The sequence below is a fragment of the Staphylococcus pragensis genome (assembly GCF_004785665.1).
Classification (GTDB): Bacteria; Bacillota; Bacilli; order Staphylococcales; family Staphylococcaceae; genus Staphylococcus; species Staphylococcus pragensis.
Map to the genome: position 1 here is coordinate 608,249 of NZ_SRPJ01000001.1, position 19,299 is coordinate 627,547.

Sequence of the window (19,299 nt, forward strand, 5' to 3'; positions counted from 1 at the left end):
ATGATATGAAACAATCGAAAGTATTCATACCAACGATGCGAGAAGTACCTGCAGAAGCAGAAGCTTTAAGTCATCAATTATTATTAAAAGCAGGATTAATCAAACAAAGTACAAGTGGTATTTATAGCTATTTACCACTAGCAACACGCGTATTAAATAATATTTCTAAAATTATTCGTGAAGAAATGGAAAGTGTTGATGCAGTTGAAATTTTAATGCCTGCACTTCAACAAGCTGAGTTATGGGAAGAGTCAGGTCGTTGGGGAGCGTATGGTCCTGAACTAATGCGTTTAAAGGATCGCAATGGTAGAGAATTTGCTTTAGGACCAACACACGAAGAAGTAGTGACTTCAATCGTACGAGATGAACTTAAATCTTACAAACGTTTACCAATTACTTTATTCCAAATTCAATCTAAATTCCGTGATGAGAAGCGCCCACGCTTTGGTTTATTACGTGGTAGAGAATTCATCATGAAAGATGCTTATTCTTTCCATGCAGACGAAGAATCACTAGATCAAACATACCAAGATATGTATAACGCTTATAGCCGTATATTTAAACGAGTAGGAATTAATGCTCGTCCAGTAGTTGCAGATTCAGGTGCTATCGGCGGTAACCATACACATGAATTTATGGCATTAAGTAAAATTGGTGAAGACACAATCGTTTATAGTGAAAATAGCGACTATGCAGCAAATATCGAAAAAGCTGAAGTGGTTTATCATCCTAATGAAAAACATACAGATATTGCTGAATTAAGTAAAATTGAAACACCAAATGTTAAAACTGCACAAGAATTAGCTGACTTTTTAAATCGTCCAGTAGATGAAATTGTTAAAACAATGATCTTCAAAGTAGATGGCGAATTTATAATGTTCTTAGTAAGAGGGCATCACGAATTAAATGATGTGAAAGTGAAATCATTCTTTGGCACTGATAATGTAGAATTGGCATCTCAAGATGAAATAGTTAATTTATTAGGTGCTAACCCAGGTTCATTAGGTCCTATTCATGATAAAGAAATTAAAATCTATGCCGACAATTATGTTAAAGATTTAAATAATATCGTTGTAGGCGCAAATGAAGATGGTTACCATTATGTAAATGCGAATGTTGATCGTGACTTCAAGATTGATGAATATGGAGACTTCCGCTTTATCTTAGAAGGTGAACAATTAAGCGATGGTTCAGGTGAAGCTAAATTTGCCGAAGGTATCGAAGTAGGACAAGTATTTAAACTTGGTACTAAGTATTCAGAAGCTATGAATGCAACATTCTTAGATAATCAAGGTAAAGCGCAACCATTAATCATGGGTTGCTACGGTATCGGTGTCTCTAGAACGCTAAGTGCGATTGTAGAACAAAATAATGATGAAAATGGTATTATTTGGCCTAAATCAGTGACACCATTTGATTTACATTTAATTACAATTAATCCTAAAAAAGAAGAACAACTTGAATTAGCTAATCAATTATATGCACAATTCCAAGGTAAGTACGATGTGTTATACGATGATCGTAAAGAACGTGCAGGTGTTAAATTCAACGATGCTGATTTAATCGGTTTACCTATTCGTATTGTAGTAGGTAAGAACGCTTCTGAAGGTATCGTTGAAGTAAAATTACGCCATACTGGTGAAAGCGAAGATGTGCATATTGATGATTTAGAAGCACATGTAGCTAAAATTTATGAAAACTTATAAATTTATTTAAAAGTTTAACTCGAAGCGGTAAAAATGTTTGTGGCATTTTTACCGTTTTTCATTGTGTATATAGAATTAATTTTCAAAAAATAAAGAAATAATCTGTACGAATGAAAAATGATAATTGAAGTAGTATAATAGATATCAAGTTTGTGAATGTAGGGTAGTTGAAAATACTATCAACTGTGATGAATTTAAGTAAGAAATAAGGTGGTTATCTGTCGTGGCAATGACGAATCAAGAAAAATTTAGAGTACTTGCTGACCAAATCAAAATTTCAAATCAACTTGATAAAGAAATTCTTGAAAATGGGGAATTAACGCGCGTTGATGTATCAAATAAAAATAGAACATGGGAATTTCAAATTACATTGCCATACTTTCTTTCGAATGAAGATTATTTAATCTTTACCAATGCAATCACCGAAGAATTTAAAGAAATCGCAAAAGTAGATTGGCATTTTACGATACAAAATACGAGTAACCAAGATGAACATGCAATCAAATACTTTGGTCACTGCATCGAACATACTGCTTTATCACCTAAAGTGAAGGGACAACTAAAGCAGAAACATTTAATTATGTCTGGTAATGTTTTAAAGATTATGACTTCAAACGATATTGAAAGAAATCATTTTGACAAAGTATGTAACGGCAGTTTGGTTAAAGCTTTTCAAAAGTGTGGATTTGATATAGATAAAGTTGTCTTTGAAACAGATGAGTCTAACACGGATGAAGACTTAGCTTCATTAGAGGCGCATATTCAAGAAGAAGATGAAAAAAGCGCAAGAGAAGCAACCGAAAAAATGGAAAAAATCAAAGCTGAAAAAGCGAAACAACAAGATAATAACGAAAGTAGCGTCGATAAATGTCAAATTGGTAAGCCAATTCAAGTTGAGAATATTAAACCAATTGAATCAATTATCGAAGAAGAATTTAAGGTAGCTATTGAAGGGGTCATCTTTGATATTAATCTGAAAGAACTTAAAAGTGGCCGTCACATCGTAGAATTGAAAGTGACAGACTACACAGATTCATTAGTACTAAAAATGTTTACTAGAAAAAATAAAGATGACTTAGATCACTTTAAAGCATTAAGTGTAGGTAAATGGGTACGTGCACAAGGACGTATTGAAGAAGATACATTTGTGCGTGACTTAGTCATGATGATGGCAGATATTGAGGAAATCAAAAAGACACCAAAACAAGATAAAGCTGAAGAGAAACGTGTTGAATTCCATTTACACACGTCTATGAGTCAAATGGATGGGATTCCTAATATTGGCTCTTATGTAGCGCAAGCAGCAAACTGGGGTCATAAAGCTATTGCAGTAACCGATCATAATGTAGTACAGGCGTTCCCAGAAGCGCATAGTGCTGCTGAGAAAAATGGCATTAAAATGATTTACGGTATGGAAGGTATGCTTGTAGATGATGGTGTACCAATTGCTTATAAACCGACAGATAGAGATTTAAAAGAAGCAACTTATGTCGTCTTTGATGTTGAGACAACAGGTTTATCTAACCAATATGATCAAATTATTGAACTTGCCGCTGTAAAAGTGAAAGACGGCGAAATTATCGATAAATTTGAACGTTTTAGTAACCCGCATGAAAAGTTATCTGAAACAATCATTAATTTAACGCATATCACGGATGATATGTTAACGGATGCTCCAGAAATTGAAGAAGTATTAACTGAATTTAAAGAATGGGTTGGAGACGCTATATTTGTAGCGCATAATGCTTCATTCGATATGGGCTTTATTGATACTGGATATGAAAGACTTGGTTTTGGTCCTTCTACAAATGGGGTTATTGATACGCTTGAATTATCTCGTACGATTAATACGGAATATGGTAAACATGGTTTGAACTTCTTAGCTAAAAAATATGGTGTAGAACTGACACAACACCACAGAGCCATTTACGATACTGAGGCAACAGCCTACATTTTCATAAAAATGGTGCAACAAATGAAAGAGTTAGGCGTTACAAATCATAAAGATATTAATAAAAAATTAACCAACGAAGATGCTTATAAACGTGCGCGTCCTAAGCATGTCACTTTAATTGTGCAAACTCAAGAGGGACTTAAAAATCTCTTCAAAATTGTAAGTGCATCATTAGTTAAATATTATTACCGCACACCAAGAATTCCACGTTCACTGTTAAATGAATATCGAGAAGGCATCTTAGTGGGTACAGCTTGTGATGAGGGTGAACTATTCACTGCGGTAATGCAAAGAGATCAAGCAGAAGTTGAAAAAATCGCGAAATATTATGATTTCATTGAAGTTCAACCACCAAAACTTTATCAAGATTTAATTGATCGTGAATTAATTAGAGATACTGAAACGCTATATGAAATTTATGATCGTATCTTAAAAGCTGGTGAGAGTACAGGTATTCCGGTATTAGCAACTGGTAATGCGCATTATTTATATGAACATGATGCGATTGCACGTAAAATTTTGATTGCTTCTCAACCAGGTAATCCTTTAAATCGCTCAACGTTACCAGAAGCTCATTTTAGAACGACAGATGAAATGTTAGACGAATTTCATTTCTTAGGAGAAGAAAAAGCCTATGAAATTGTGGTTAAAAATACAAATGAATTAGCAGATCGTATAGATAAAGTTATTCCAATTAAAGATAAACTGTTCACACCACGTATGGAAGGTGCTAACGAAGAAATACGAGAATTAAGTTATGCTAATGCGCGAAAACTTTATGGGGAAGATTTACCTCAAATTGTTATTGATCGTTTAGAAAAAGAGTTAGCAAGTATTATCGGTAATGGTTTCTCTGTAATCTATCTAATTTCTCAACGATTAGTTAAAAAATCATTAGATGATGGCTATCTTGTAGGATCTCGTGGTTCTGTAGGTTCAAGTTTCGTTGCGACAATGACTGAAATTACAGAAGTTAACCCACTACCACCGCACTACATTTGTCCAAACTGTAAGACAAGTGAATTCTTTGATGATGGGTCAGTAGGGTCAGGATTTGACTTACCAGACAAGAAATGTGGTACATGTGGTGCTGAGTTAATTAAAGAGGGACAAGATATTCCGTTCGAAACGTTCTTAGGATTTAAAGGGGATAAAGTGCCTGATATTGACTTGAACTTTAGCGGTGAATATCAACCTAACGCCCATAACTATACGAAAGTGTTATTTGGTGAAGATAAAGTATTTCGTGCTGGAACAATTGGTACTGTTGCTGAAAAGACTGCCTTTGGTTATGTAAAAGGTTATTTAAATGATCAAGGTATTCATAAACGCGGTGCTGAAGTGGATCGTCTAGTTAAAGGATGTACTGGTGTTAAACGTACGACTGGACAACACCCTGGCGGTATTATCGTAGTACCTGATTACATGGATATATATGATTTTACGCCTATTCAATTCCCAGCAGATGACCAAAGTGCTTCATGGATGACCACACACTTTGACTTCCATTCTATTCATGATAACGTATTAAAACTTGATATTCTTGGACACGATGACCCAACTATGATTCGTATGTTACAAGATTTATCAGGTATAGATCCTAAAACGATTCCAGTTGATGATAAAGAAACGATGCAAATCTTTAGTAGCCCTGAATCATTAGGTGTGACTGAAGAAGAAATTTTATGTAAAACCGGAACATTTGGAGTGCCTGAATTTGGTACAGGATTTGTGCGTCAAATGTTAGAAGATACTAAACCTACAACGTTCTCAGAGCTTGTTCAAATTTCAGGGTTATCTCATGGTACAGACGTATGGCTAGGCAATGCGCAAGAACTAATTCGCTCTGGTATTTGTGATTTATCAAGCGTAATTGGTTGTCGTGACGATATCATGGTTTATTTAATGTATGCAGGTCTAGAACCATCTATGGCTTTTAAAACAATGGAGTCTGTACGTAAAGGTAAAGGTTTAACGGATGAAATGATTGAAGCTATGAAAGAAAACGATGTACCAGATTGGTATTTAGATTCATGCCTTAAAATTAAGTACATGTTCCCTAAAGCCCATGCTGCTGCATATGTTTTAATGGCTGTGCGTATCGCGTATTTCAAAGTTCATCATCCTTTATACTATTATGCGGCTTATTTCACTATTCGTGCTTCAGACTTTGACTTAATTACAATGATTAAAGATAAAGAAAGCATCAAAAATACAGTTAAAGATATGTATTCTCGATATATGGATTTAGGTAAGAAAGAGAAAGACGTGTTAACTGTATTAGAAATAATGAACGAAATGGCGCATAGAGGTTTCCGTATGCAACCTATTAGCTTAGAAAAAAGTCAGGCGTTTGATTTTATTATCGAAGGCGATACTTTAATACCACCATTTATCGCCGTTCCCGGTCTAGGTGAGAACGTAGCGAAACGTATTGTGGAAGCTCGTGAAGATGGTCCGTTCTTATCTAAAGAAGACTTAAATAAAAAAGCAGGTTTATCACAAAAAATCATTGAGTATTTAGATGATTTAGGTTCATTACCAGATTTACCAGATAAAGCACAGTTATCTATTTTTGATATCTAAAATGAGTAGGCCAACAAAGTTACTATTTTTTACTAAACTGGAACTATTCAATGCTTTATTTAAATAGCTTAATTTGTTTAAAAAATGAACTTGTGATATAATTGCACTGTGTAAAAATTAGACTCAGGCAGAAAGAGTGGGCATATACCCGCTCTTTTCTATTTGCCAAAAAAGGAGGCCTGTATGAGTAAAATAACTAAAGAAGTAGAAACTATCATTTCTCCTGTTTTAGACGAATTAAATTTTGAACTAGTAGATATCGAGTATGCTAAAGAAGGAAAAGATTATTTCTTAAGAATTTCTATCGATAAAGAAGGTGGCGTCGATTTAAATGATTGTACGCTTGCTTCTGAAAAGATAAGCGAAGTAATGGATGAGAAAGATCCAATATCTGAAATGTACTATTTAGATGTTGCCTCACCAGGTGCTGAGCGACCAATAAAAAAAGAAAAAGATTATCAAAATGCAATCGACAAACCAGTATTTGTGTCACTATACGCTCCTGTTGAAGGAGATAAAGAATGGTTAGGCATCTTAAAAGGTGTCACTGATGATGCAATTACGATGGAAGTTAAAGAAAAAGCTAGAACTAAAAATATCGAAATCCCAAGAAATAAAATTGCAAAAGCACGTCACGCAGTAATGATTTAACGTGATGAGGAGGAATAATTGTGGCAAGTAATGAGTTATTATTAGCAACTGAATATTTAGAGAAAGAAAAGAAAATCCCAAGAGAAGTTTTAATTGATGCCATTGAAGCAGCATTAATTACAGCATATAAGAAAAACTATGATAGCGCTAGAAACGTGCGCGTTGAATTAAATATGGATGAAGGTACTTTCAAAGTTATCGCACGTAAAGAAGTCGTAGAAGAAGTACTTGATGACCGTGATGAAGTTGATTTAAGTACAGCATTAGTTAAAAACCCTGCTTATGAAATTGGCGATATTTATGAAGAAGATGTGACACCTAAAGACTTTGGTCGTGTAGGTGCACAAGCAGCTAAACAAGCGGTAATGCAACGTTTAAGAGATGCTGAAAGAGAAATTCTTTATAAAGAATTTATCGACAAAGAAGAAGACATTTTAACAGGTGTGATTGACCGTGTTGATCATCGCTATGTTTATGTTAATTTAGGTCGTATTGAAGCTGTATTATCTGAAGCTGAAAGAAGTCCTAATGAAAGTTACATTCCAAATGAACGCATCAAAGTGTACGTAAACAAAGTTGAACAAACTACTAAAGGCCCTCAAATTTATGTGTCTAGAAGTCATCCAGGTTTACTTAAACGTTTATTTGAGCAAGAGGTACCTGAAATCTACGATGGAACTGTTATCGTTAAATCAGTAGCACGTGAAGCGGGAGACCGTTCTAAAATCAGTGTTCACTCTGAAAATCCTGACATTGATGCAGTAGGCGCATGTGTAGGTGCTAAAGGTGCGCGTGTTGAAGCTGTAGTTGAAGAACTTGGCGGAGAAAAAATTGATATCGTTCAATGGAACGAAGATCCTAAAGTTTTCGTGCGCAATGCATTAAGCCCATCACAAGTACTTGAAGTAATTGTTAATGAAGATAACCAATCTACAGTCGTAGTTGTACCTGATTATCAATTATCTCTTGCTATCGGTAAAAGAGGTCAAAACGCACGTTTAGCAGCCAAATTAACTGGTTGGAAGATTGATATTAAATCAGAAACTGATGCACGTGAAGCGGGCATTTATCCTGTTATCGAATCAGAAGAACAAGCTGATGAAATCGTTATGACAGGCGATGAAGATGTAGAAATCGATGATGTGAATTTAGAAGAATCTAATTTAACAACTGCTGAGTTAGCAGCCGAAATCGATGAACCTTCTGATGAAGAAAGTGAAGAAACTTCTGAAGACGTAGAGCAAACTGAAGAAGAGAATGAAAATAAAGACGTTTAAGCACAAAATTGGGGTGAGTAATTAATAATGAAGAAGAAAAAAATTCCAATGCGCAAATGTATTATTACTAATGAAATGCGTCCTAAAAAAGAAATGATTCGCGTTGTTATTAATAAAGAAGGCGAGATATTTGCTGATGGTACAGGGAAACAACAAGGTAGAGGCGCATATGTTTCAAAAGATGTTAAAAGTGTAGAAGAAGCTCAACAAAAAGGCGTACTTGAGAGATATTTTAATGAAAATCCTGAAAAATTAGACCCAGTCTACAAAGAAATTATCAGATTAATTTATAGAGAAGAGATTCCTAAATGACCAAAGAAAAAATATTTAATTTTTTAGGGTTAGCTATGAGAGCTAGAAAAGTTAAAGCAGGAGAATCTGTATTATTAACAGAAATAAAAAAACAAAATGTTAAATTGGTTATTTTAGCATCTGATGCTTCTGAAAACTCTATAAAAAATATACAAAATAAATGTGAAACATATCATGTTCCATTTAGAATTTTCGGTACGAGAGCAGAATTAGGCCAATCTTTAGGCAAAGCAAAACGTGTAAATGTTGGAGTCACTGACTCAGGATTTGCTAAAAAGCTAAAGGCTATGATTGATGAATATTGTAAGGAGTGATTATATGAGTAAAAAAAGAATTTATGAATATGCGAAAGAGTTAAACGTGAAAAGTAAAGAGATTATCGATGAGTTAAAAAAAATGGACGTAGAAGTATCTAATCACATGCAAGCGCTAGAAGACGATCAAATTAAAGTGCTTGATAAGAAATTTAAACCACAACAAAGTGGTAATAATGATAAACAAACTACTCAAAATAATCACCAAAAACAACAAAGTAATAACAATAATAAGAAACAAAATAACAAAGGTAACGCTAATCCTAAAAACAATAATAAAAATAAAAACAACAAAAACAATAAAAGCAACAAAAATAATAAGAACAATAATAAAGGAAACAAAAATAAACCAGCAGCTGAACCAAAAGAAATGCCATCAAAAATCACTTATGAAGAAGGCATTACTGTTGGTGAATTAGCGGATAAATTAAATATTGAATCATCAGGCATCATTAAAAAATTATTCTTATTAGGTATTGTAGCGAATATTAACCAATCTTTAGATGAAGAAACGTTAGAATTAATTGCTGATGACTATGGTGTAGAAATTGAAAAAGAAGTAGTAGTTAATGAAGAAGATCTTTCAACTTACTTTGATAACGAAGAAGACGATCCAGATGCAATTGAAAGACCGGCTGTAGTGACTATTATGGGTCACGTTGACCATGGTAAAACAACGTTACTTGATTCAATTCGTCATACAAAAGTAACTGCTGGCGAAGCAGGTGGTATTACACAACATATCGGTGCATATCAAATTGAAAATGCTGGTAAGAAAATTACTTTCTTAGATACTCCTGGACACGCAGCTTTCACTACAATGCGTGCACGTGGTGCTCAAGTTACAGATATCACAATCTTAGTAGTAGCAGCAGATGATGGTGTAATGCCACAAACAATTGAAGCGATTAACCATGCCAAAGAAGCAAATGTACCTACAATCGTTGCGGTAAATAAAATCGATAAACCAACTGCTAACCCAGATCGCGTTATGCAAGAATTAACTGAATATGGTTTGATTCCTGAAGATTGGGGCGGTGACACAATCTTTGTTCAGTTATCAGCATTAAGTGGCGATGGTATCGATGACTTATTAGAAATGATTGGTTTAGTAGCTGAAGTTCAAGAATTAAAAGCTAACCCAGATAAACAAGCTGTTGGTACTGTAATTGAAGCAGAATTAGATAAATCACGTGGTCCAGCAGCATCATTACTTGTACAAAATGGTACATTAAATGTTGGTGATTCAATCGTAGTAGGTAACACGTATGGACGTATTCGTGCTATGGTAAATGACCTTGGTCAAAGAATTAAAACTGCAGGCCCATCAACTCCTGTTGAAATCACTGGTATTAATGACGTACCTTTAGCTGGTGACCGTTTCGTTATTTTCAAAGATGAGAAACAAGCACGTCGTATCGGTGAAGCACGTCATGAAGCAAGCGTAATTCAACAACGTCAAGAAAGTAAAAATGTTTCGCTAGATAATTTATTTGAACAAATGAAACAAGGTGAAATGAAAGATCTTAACGTTATTATTAAAGGTGACGTTCAAGGTTCAGTAGAAGCCTTAGCCGCTTCATTAATGAAGATTGATGTTGAAGGTGTAAACGTACGTATCATCCACACTGCCGTAGGTGCTATCAATGAATCAGATGTAACATTAGCTAATGCATCTAATGGTATCATTATCGGATTTAACGTTCGTCCAGATGCAGGTGCTAAACGAGCTGCTGAAGCTGAAAATGTAGATATGCGTCTTCACCGTGTTATTTACAATGTTATCGAAGAAATCGAATCAGCAATGAAAGGTTTATTAGACCCTGAATTTGAAGAGCAAGTTATTGGTCAAGCTGAAGTACGTCAAACATTTAAAGTATCTAAAGTGGGTACAATCGCAGGTAGTTACGTAACTGAAGGTAAAATCACACGTAACGCAGGTGTACGTATTATCAGAGACGGTATCGTTTTATTTGAAGGTGAATTAGACACATTAAAACGTTTCAAAGATGATGCTAAAGAAGTAGCACAAGGCTACGAATGTGGTATTACAATTGAGAAATTCAACGATATTAAAGAAGGCGATATTATCGAAGCCTTTGAAATGGTAGAAGTTGAAAGATAATTTAACCCTTTAAGTTAGTTAGATTTTAAGGTAAAAATAACTATATGAAGCCACATAGCAAATTCGCAGTAGTTGATTGAATTGAGAAGTCGCTTATAACAAGCCTTTCTCAACGTTAGTCTTTCTTGCGGGGGTGGGACAATGATTTCTAATTGATTTCAGTCCCACTCCCTTTTTTAAGAAATAAAAGTAATATAATCATTTCTAAAGTTTAAACGAACTGAAAAAAGGAAATTTAAAAGATAAGTAGAATTAAACATCAATTAAAGAGGTGACACAAATGAGTAACATGAGAGCAGAACGTGTTGGCGAACAAATGAAAAAAGAAATTATGGATATCGTTAATAATAAAGTGAAAGATCCTAGAGTAGGTTTCATCACAATTACTGATGTTGACTTAACAAATGACTTATCACAAGCTAAAGTATTTTTAACAGTACTTGGTAGTGACAAAGAAGTGAAAGATACTTTTAAAGCTTTAGATAAAGCTAAAGGATTTATTAAATCTGAATTGGGTTCAAGAATGAGATTACGTATTATTCCAGAATTATTCTTTGAATACGATGAGTCAATCGAATACGGAAATAAAATTGAAAAAATGATTCAAGATTTACACAAACAAGATAAATAATGAAGGATTGGCTGAGGCATAGTATCATGTCTCAGCCTCTCAATTATTACTGAAATAAAACTTATACATAAATCGTTTTAGGATAAGGGCGTGAAATAATGTACAACGGCATTTTACCCGTATATAAAGAACGTGGACTTACAAGTCACGATGTTGTATTTAAATTAAGAAAAATTTTAAAAACGAAAAAAATCGGTCATACTGGCACATTAGATCCAGAAGTTGCAGGGGTGTTACCTATTTGTATTGGGCCTGCTACTAGAGTGAGTGACTATATTATGGATATGGGTAAATCTTATAAAGCGACTGTTTCAATTGGTGAAAGTACAACTACTGAAGATCAAACTGGAGAAGTTATTAATAAGGTGAATATTGCGCCAAATGAACTTAATGAACGTCAAGTAGATTTAATATTAGAAGATTTTCAAGGTATCATAACTCAAGTTCCACCTATGTATTCTTCAGTAAAAGTGAATGGCAAAAAATTGTACGAATATGCGAGAAACGGTGAAACGGTAGAACGACCAGAAAGAAAAGTGAATATTAAACAAATCGAACGCACGTCAGATTTAGTGTTTAAAGATAATCAATGTCATTTTGATATCATTGTTCATTGTGGAAAAGGGACATATATTCGTACGCTTGCCACTGATATAGGAAAAGAATTAGGTTATCCAGCTCACATGTCTTTATTAACGCGCACAACTTCAGGTGGCTTTGATATTAAAGAAAGTTTAACACTTGAACAAATTTCAGATTTCCATGAGCAAGACACATTACAATCTCATTTATTTCCTATAGAATATGGTTTGAAAAGTTTGCCTGAGATACTTATTTCAGATGAAAATATGAAAAAAAGAATTTTAAATGGTCAGAAATTTAATAAGAAAACATTTAAAAAATCAATAAAAAGTGATCAACTTGTATTTAAAGATGCAGACACTGACAAAGTAATGGCTATTTATGTTCAACATCCTGACAAACCACATGAAATAAAACCTAAAAAAGTATTCAATTAAAGGAGTTAGACGTTATGAAAGTGATAGAAGTAACCCATCCAATCCAAAAAGACCAATTAATCCAAGAAGATGTTGCCATGGCTTTTGGTTTTTTTGATGGTGTGCATCGTGGACATAATAAAGTATTTGAAGCGTTAGATGAACGTGCTCAAGAGAAACATTTGAAAAAAGCAGTGACAACTTTTGACCCACATCCTTCTGTAGTGTTAAATCCTGAACGTAAACGTACGGATTATTTAACACCGCTTTCAGATAAACTTGAAATGATTGAACAACATGACATCGATTATTGTATTGTCATTAATTTCTCTTCTCGATTTGCAAATGTGACTGCTGAAGAATTTGCACAAGAATACATCATTAATAACCATGTTAAAGAAGTTGTTGCCGGTTTCGATTTTACGTATGGTAAATTTGGAAAAGGTAATATGTCAGTTTTAAACGAAATGGAAGAATTTAATACCACTATTGTTGGTAAACAAGAAATGGAATCTGAAAAGATTTCAACCACTGCTATAAGAGAAGCTTTAAAAAATGGTGACTTGAAAAAAGCAAATGAACAATTAGGTTATTTATATCGTATTAAAGGTACGGTAGTGCAAGGTGAGAAACGTGGACGTACGATTGGTTTCCCTACTGCCAACGTTCAACCTAGTGATGATTACGTTTTACCGAAAAAAGGTGTATATGCAGTAAGTATGGCTATTGGTGCTGAAAATAAATTGTATCGTGGAGTAGCGAATGTTGGGGTAAAACCTACATTTCATGATCCTTCAAAAGCAGAAGTTGTTATTGAAGTAAACATCTTCGACTTTAGTGATAATATTTATGGTGAACGCGTGATAGTTTATTGGCATCATTATTTAAGACCAGAAGTTAAATTTGATGGTATTGATCCGTTAGTTGAACAAATGAACAATGATAAAGAACGTGCTAAATATCTATTAGCTGTTGATTTCGGAGATGAAGTATCGTATAATATCTAAAGTTGAGTTTTATAAATATAAGACTTATTAAATTTATTCCTTTCTCTTGGCAAGTTGAAACTCCGACGCTTAGCTCAGATTAAGGTGTATACAAAATTTAGGAGGAATTTAATTATGGCAATTACTCAAGAACGTAAAAATGAAATTATCAAAGAATATCGCGTACACGAAACTGACACTGGTTCACCAGAAGTACAAATCGCTGTTTTAACTGCAGAAATCGCTGCATTAAACGAACACTTACGTGAACACAAAAAAGACCACCATTCACGTCGTGGATTATTAAAAATGGTAGGTCGTCGTCGTCACTTATTAAACTACTTACGTGGTAAAGATATTCAACGTTACCGTGAATTAATTAAATCATTAGGTATTCGTCGTTAATATTAATATATTTAAAGGAAAGCACCACTTGGTTTGGTACTTTCCTTTTTTTATCTTTTTAAACAATCACTAATATAAAATTATAAAAATTAATGATATGATGTAGATATTAGATTTCAGAGAGGAGATTCATAATGTCTCAAGATAAAAAAGTTTTTAAAACTGAGTGGGCTGGAAGATCGTTAACGATTGAGACAGGTCAATTAGCTAAACAAGCTAATGGTGCAGTATTAGTGCGCTATGGTGATACAGTAGTATTATCAACGGCTGTAGCCTCAAAAGAACCTCGTGATGGTGACTTTTTCCCATTAACAGTGAACTATGAAGAAAAAATGTATGCTGCAGGTAAAATTCCTGGCGGTTTCAAAAAACGTGAGGGACGTCCTGGAGACGAAGCTACATTAACAGCGCGGTTAATTGATAGACCTATTCGACCACTTTTCCCAAAAGGCTACCGTCATGATGTACAAATTATGAATACAGTACTAAGTGCTGATCCTGATTGTTCACCTGAAATGGCAGCAATGATCGGTTCATCAATGGCATTAAGTGTATCTGATATTCCATTCCAAGGACCAATTGCTGGCGTAAATGTCGGTTACATTGATGGAGAATACGTAATCAATCCTACACTTGAACAAAAAGAAGTTTCACGCTTAGATTTAGAAGTAGCTGGGCATAAAGATGCGGTCAACATGGTTGAAGCGGGCGCAAGTGAAATTACTGAAAAAGAAATGTTAGAAGCGATCTTCTTTGGTCATGAAGAAATTAAACGTTTAGTTGCATTCCAAGAAGAAGTTGTTGAGCATATTCAACCAGTTAAGAAAGAATTCGTACCTGTTGAACGTGATGAAGAACTTGTAAACAATGTAAAAGCTTTAACAGAAGAAAAAGGCTTGAAAGAAACTGTCTTAACATTCGATAAACAACAACGTGATGAGAATTTAGATGCTTTAAAAGCTGAAATTGCAACTGAGTTTGTTGACGAAGCGGATCCTGAAAATGAATTATTAATTGATGAAGTCTATGCTATTCTTAACGATTTAGTTAAAGAAGAAGTACGTCGCTTAATTGCAGATGAAAAAATTAGACCAGATGGTCGTAAACCAGACGAAATTCGTCCATTAGACTCTGAGGTTGGTTTATTACCACGTGCACATGGTTCAGGATTATTTACACGTGGTCAAACACAAGCGTTATCTGTATTAACATTAGGTGCTTTAGGAGATTATCAATTAATTGATGGTTTAGGACCTGAAGTTGAGAAACGATTCATGCATCATTATAATTTCCCTAACTTCTCAGTAGGTGAAACTGGCCCTGTAAGAGCGCCAGGACGTCGTGAAATTGGACATGGTGCGTTAGGCGAAAGAGCCTTAAAATATATCATTCCAGATACAGCTGACTTCCCATATACAATCCGTATTGTAAGTGAAGTATTAGAGTCTAACGGTTCATCTTCACAAGCTTCAATCTGTGGTTCAACGCTTGCATTGATGGATGCAGGTGTACCAATTAAAGCTCCAGTAGCAGGTATTGCGATGGGTCTTGTAACACGTGAAGATAGTTATACTATTTTAACTGATATTCAAGGTATGGAAGATGCGTTAGGTGATATGGACTTTAAAGTAGCAGGTACTAAAGAAGGTATTACTGCTATTCAAATGGATATTAAGATTGACGGTTTAACAAGAGAAGTGATTGAAGAAGCACTTGAACAAGCACGTCAAGGCCGCTTAGCAATTATGGATCATATGTTACAAACTATTGATCAACCACGTAAAGAATTAAGTGCATATGCGCCTAAAGTAGAAGTTATTCATATCAATCCAGATAAAATTAGAGATGTTATTGGACCTGGTGGTAAGAAAATCAATGAAATCATTGATGAAACAGGCGTTAAATTAGATATTGAACAAGATGGTACAGTCTTTATTGGCGCAGTTGATCAAGCAATGATTACACGTGCTCGTGAAATTATTGAAGATATCACACGTGAAGCAGAAGTAGGTCAAGTCTACAATGCTAAAGTTAAACGTATTGAGAAATATGGAGCATTTGTAGAAATCTTCCCTGGTAAAGATGCATTATTACACATTTCTCAAATTTCTAAAGAGCGTATTAATAAAGTCGAAGATGTATTAAAAATTGGCGATACAATTGAAGTTAAAATTACTGAAATTGATAAGCAAGGTCGTGTGAATGCATCTCATAAAGCATTAAATGAATAGGAATTGAGACAGAAATTAAACTCATTTCTTCATCTCGCTCATTAAGGGTGACTATACCAAGATTGTTAAGGTTAAGGCGTTTGTTTACGCTTTAACCTTATTTTTTTAACTCATTTAGATATCTGTGGTACTTGCTGTTACAAAAATGAATAATTTAAGTAAAAATAAGCATTAATAGTTTTTGCCTATATTACAAGAAGTAATGAAGTACTTTAATAGTGTACATCCTACATAAATTAAATTATAATAAATGATGAGTTTATATGGACGGGGATTTTTTTATATAGGAGGTAACATTTTGAGTTTAGTAAAGAAAAAAAATGACGATATTCGCATCATCCCACTTGGTGGCGTTGGCGAAATCGCTAAAAATATGTATATCGTTGAAGTAGACGATGAAATGTTCATGTTAGATGCGGGATTAATGTTCCCAGAAGATGAAATGTTAGGTGTAGACATTGTTATTCCTGACATTCAATATGTCATCGAGAACAAAGAAAAATTAAAAGGAATCTTTTTAAGTCATGGTCATGAACATGCAATTGGTGCTGTTAGCTATATTTTAGAACAAATTGATGCGCCGGTTTATGGTTCGAAATTAACTTTAGCGCTTGTTAAAGAGAATATGAAAGCAAGAAATGTGAAGAAAAAAGTGCGCTATTACACAGTTAATCATGATTCAGTAATGCGTTTTAAAAATGTAAATATCACTTTCTTTAATACAACACATAGTATTCCAGATAGCTTAGGCATTTGTATCCATACATCTTACGGTTCAATCGTTTATACTGGTGAATTTAAATTTGATCAAAGTTTACAAGGTCATTATGCGCCAGATATTAAGCGCATGGCTGAAATTGGTGAAGAAGGTGTATTTGCATTAATCAGTGACTCTACTGAAGCAGAGAAACCTGGTTATAATACGCCAGAAAATGTAATTGAGTCACATATTTATGATGCCTTTGCTAAAGTGCGAGGACGTTTAATTGTGTCTTGTTATGCGTCTAATTTTATTCGTATCCAACAAGTGCTTAACACGGCTAGTAAATTAAACCGAAAAGTTTCATTCTTAGGACGTTCATTAGAAAGTTCATTTAACATTGCACGTAAAATGGGATACTTTGATATTCCAAAAGATTTATTAATCCCTATTAATGAAGTTGAGAATTATCCTAAAAATGAAGTCGTAATTATTGCTACAGGTATGGAAGGCGAACCAATTGAAGCTTTAAGTCAAATGGCTCAACATAAGCATAAAATTATGAATATTGAAGAAGGCGATTCAGTTTATTTAGCAATTACCGCTTCAGCTAATATGGAAGTCATCATTGCAGATACATTGAATGAACTTGTTCGTGCAGGTGCACACATTATTCCTAACAATAAAAAAATCCATGCATCTAGTCATGGTTGCATGGAAGAATTAAAAATGATGATTAATATCATGAAGCCTGAATACTTCATTCCTGTACAAGGTGAATTTAAAATGCAAATCGCTCATGCCAAATTAGCTAATGAAGCAGGCGTTGCACCTGAAAAGATTTTCCTTGTAGAAAAAGGGGATGTCATTCATTATGATGGCAAAGATATGGTATTAAATGAAAAAGTACAATCAGGTAATATCTTAATCGATGGTATTGGTGTTGGTGATGTAGGTAATATTGTATTAAGAGATCGTCATTTATTAGCAGAAGATGGTATCTTTATCGCAGTAGTTACCTTAGATCCTAAAAATAGACGTATTGCTGCAGGGCCAGAAATTCAATCTAGAGGTTTTGTATACGTACGTGAAAGTGAAGATTTAATGAAAGAAGCTGAAGAGAAAGTACGTGAAATCGTTGAAGCAGGACTTCAAGAAAAACGTATCGAATGGTCTGACATTAAACAAAATATGCGTGATCAAATTAGTAAGCTTTTATTCGAAAGCACGAAACGTCGTCCAATGATTATACCAGTCATTTCTGAGATATAAGATATATATAACAATAAAGAGGTCGGGACAACACATCACAGCAGTGAAATAATAGAACGCGGGGTATCATAACTTGCGTCATTCATTATTCACGTTGTTGAAAGACAATTTAGTCTGAAGATGTATGATATTGTCTCAACCTCTTTCCTAATTTTTATGAAAAGTGAAACCAATACATAGTCATAACTTGTTTTAAGCAATACATATAAAAATTAACGCATGAAATAAAAGAAGGTGTACAAATTTGCCACAAACTAAGAAAAAAACAACTACTAGAAAAAAAGGAACTTCTACACGAGCACGTAATACTAAAAAGCAACAAAAAACGGAAAGTTCTTCTTTAAGATACGTCGTAGCAATTGTAGTTGTCATTTTATCAGTATTAGGCATGTTTCAACTCGGCATTGTTGGACGAATGATTGATAGCTTCTTTAATTATTTATTTGGTATGAGTCGCTATCTTACATATATTTTAGTCAGTTTAATTACAATTTATGTTGCTATGCAAAAACGATTTCCTAAATCACGCCGAACGATAGGCTTAATTCTATTACAGTTCGTTTTATTAATCGTCGCACAAATTATATATCATATGACTAAAGGTGCAGTAGCGGAGCGAGAACCGGTACTTTCTTATGTATATAAATCATATAACCATACACATTTCCCGAATTTTGGGGGAGGTTTAATTGGTTTTTATTTATTGAAAATATTTGTGCCATTAATTTCTATTGCTGGTGTCATTATTATTACTTTATTACTACTAGTTTCAAGTATTATTTTACTTATGAAATTACGTCATAGAGATGTTGCTAAATTATCTCTAGAAAAGATGAAATCATCGAGCTCAAGTGCTTCGTCTAATTTTAAAGAAAAAAGAGAACAAAATAAGATTAAAAAACAAGAGCGTACACGTCAAAAAGAAGAACGCGCACGAGAGCGACAATTGCAAAAAGAGCAAGAAGAAGAGCGATTACAACGTGAAAAAGAAGTTACAGATGTTAGTGATTTCCCAGAGGTAGAAACACCATCTGAAGATATTCCAATTTATGGTGATAACGATAGTTCAGAAGAGAGACCAGTAGCTAAGAAAAGAAAGAAACGTCACTTCGACTTTGAAGACGAAATACCTTTTGAACGAGCTCCAAAAG

The 19,299-nt window shown here is 34.1% G+C and carries 13 protein-coding genes and 1 pseudogene; all 14 read left to right on the plus strand.

Annotation, left to right across the window (positions count from 1 at the left end):
- The first annotated feature begins 5 nt into the window (after positions 1 to 5).
- Positions 6 to 1,706 carry a proline--tRNA ligase gene (locus tag E2558_RS03065; RefSeq protein ID WP_126566639.1) on the plus strand — a complete coding sequence of 567 codons (1,701 nt, stop codon included), beginning with the start codon at positions 6 to 8 and terminating at the stop codon, positions 1,704 to 1,706.
- A 229-nt stretch (positions 1,707 to 1,935) separates the two neighbouring features.
- Positions 1,936 to 6,246, plus strand: a complete 4,311-nt coding sequence (locus E2558_RS03070) for a PolC-type DNA polymerase III (RefSeq protein ID WP_126567126.1) — start codon at positions 1,936 to 1,938, stop codon at positions 6,244 to 6,246.
- 183 nt (positions 6,247 to 6,429) lie between these two features.
- Complete coding sequence (gene rimP / locus E2558_RS03075) at positions 6,430 to 6,897, plus strand: ribosome maturation factor RimP (protein ID WP_126566641.1); 468 nt, start codon at positions 6,430 to 6,432, stop codon at positions 6,895 to 6,897.
- A 20-nt stretch (positions 6,898 to 6,917) separates the two neighbouring features.
- Positions 6,918 to 8,174, plus strand: a complete 1,257-nt coding sequence (nusA, locus tag E2558_RS03080; protein ID WP_126566644.1) for a transcription termination factor NusA — start codon at positions 6,918 to 6,920, stop codon at positions 8,172 to 8,174.
- Between the two features lie 27 nt (positions 8,175 to 8,201).
- The gene (gene rnpM, locus E2558_RS03085) at positions 8,202 to 8,486 is read left to right on the plus strand and encodes an RNase P modulator RnpM (RefSeq protein WP_126566645.1); all 285 of its coding nucleotides are present in this window, start codon (positions 8,202 to 8,204) and stop codon (positions 8,484 to 8,486) included.
- Complete coding sequence (locus E2558_RS03090; protein WP_126566648.1) at positions 8,483 to 8,800, plus strand: L7Ae/L30e/S12e/Gadd45 family ribosomal protein; 318 nt, start codon at positions 8,483 to 8,485, stop codon at positions 8,798 to 8,800. Before rnpM ends, E2558_RS03090 begins: the two co-directional genes overlap by 4 nt.
- Before the next feature lie 4 nt (positions 8,801 to 8,804).
- Positions 8,805 to 10,925 (plus strand): translation initiation factor IF-2, encoded by a 2,121-nt coding sequence (gene infB, locus E2558_RS03095; RefSeq protein ID WP_126566650.1) that lies wholly within the window; start codon positions 8,805 to 8,807, stop codon positions 10,923 to 10,925.
- A gap of 280 nt (positions 10,926 to 11,205) precedes the next feature.
- On the plus strand, positions 11,206 to 11,556 hold the full coding sequence (gene rbfA / locus E2558_RS03100; RefSeq protein ID WP_126566653.1) for a 30S ribosome-binding factor RbfA: 351 nt from the start codon (positions 11,206 to 11,208) through the stop codon (positions 11,554 to 11,556).
- A 98-nt stretch (positions 11,557 to 11,654) separates the two neighbouring features.
- The gene (truB, locus tag E2558_RS03105; RefSeq protein ID WP_126566655.1) at positions 11,655 to 12,575 is read left to right on the plus strand and encodes a tRNA pseudouridine(55) synthase TruB; all 921 of its coding nucleotides are present in this window, start codon (positions 11,655 to 11,657) and stop codon (positions 12,573 to 12,575) included.
- Between the two features lie 14 nt (positions 12,576 to 12,589).
- Entirely contained in the window at positions 12,590 to 13,561 is a 972-nt protein-coding gene (locus E2558_RS03110) for a bifunctional riboflavin kinase/FAD synthetase (protein ID WP_126566657.1), read from the plus strand.
- Between the two features lie 114 nt (positions 13,562 to 13,675).
- Positions 13,676 to 13,945, plus strand: coding sequence for a 30S ribosomal protein S15 (gene rpsO / locus E2558_RS03115; protein ID WP_011275926.1), 270 nt, complete (start codon positions 13,676 to 13,678; stop codon positions 13,943 to 13,945).
- 134 nt (positions 13,946 to 14,079) lie between these two features.
- Positions 14,080 to 16,176 (plus strand): polyribonucleotide nucleotidyltransferase, encoded by a 2,097-nt coding sequence (gene pnp / locus E2558_RS03120; protein ID WP_126566659.1) that lies wholly within the window; start codon positions 14,080 to 14,082, stop codon positions 16,174 to 16,176.
- Between the two features lie 298 nt (positions 16,177 to 16,474).
- Entirely contained in the window at positions 16,475 to 18,148 is a 1,674-nt protein-coding gene (gene rnjB / locus E2558_RS03125) for a ribonuclease J2 (RefSeq protein ID WP_126566661.1), read from the plus strand.
- Positions 18,149 to 18,392: 244 nt separating this feature from the next.
- A pseudogene (locus E2558_RS12585) lies at positions 18,393 to 19,056 on the plus strand (cell division protein FtsK); the annotation flags it as partial.
- Positions 19,057 to 19,299: the final 243 nt, after the last annotated feature.

Excerpts from the sequence above, each read along its gene's own strand:
- E2558_RS03065 (WP_126566639.1), top strand. The coding sequence starts at position 6 with ATGAAACAATCGAAAGTATTCATACCAACGATGCGAGAAGTACCTGCA.
- E2558_RS03070 (WP_126567126.1), top strand. The coding sequence starts at position 1,936 with ATGACGAATCAAGAAAAATTTAGAGTACTTGCTGACCAAATCAAAATT.
- rimP (WP_126566641.1), top strand. The coding sequence starts at position 6,430 with ATGAGTAAAATAACTAAAGAAGTAGAAACTATCATTTCTCCTGTTTTA.
- rnpM (WP_126566645.1), top strand. The coding sequence starts at position 8,202 with ATGAAGAAGAAAAAAATTCCAATGCGCAAATGTATTATTACTAATGAA.
- E2558_RS03090 (WP_126566648.1), top strand. The coding sequence starts at position 8,483 with ATGACCAAAGAAAAAATATTTAATTTTTTAGGGTTAGCTATGAGAGCT.
- infB (WP_126566650.1), top strand. The coding sequence starts at position 8,805 with ATGAGTAAAAAAAGAATTTATGAATATGCGAAAGAGTTAAACGTGAAA.
- rbfA (WP_126566653.1), top strand. The coding sequence starts at position 11,206 with ATGAGTAACATGAGAGCAGAACGTGTTGGCGAACAAATGAAAAAAGAA.
- truB (WP_126566655.1), top strand. The coding sequence starts at position 11,655 with ATGTACAACGGCATTTTACCCGTATATAAAGAACGTGGACTTACAAGT.
- E2558_RS03110 (WP_126566657.1), top strand. The coding sequence starts at position 12,590 with ATGAAAGTGATAGAAGTAACCCATCCAATCCAAAAAGACCAATTAATC.
- rpsO (WP_011275926.1), top strand. The coding sequence starts at position 13,676 with ATGGCAATTACTCAAGAACGTAAAAATGAAATTATCAAAGAATATCGC.
- pnp (WP_126566659.1), top strand. The coding sequence starts at position 14,080 with ATGTCTCAAGATAAAAAAGTTTTTAAAACTGAGTGGGCTGGAAGATCG.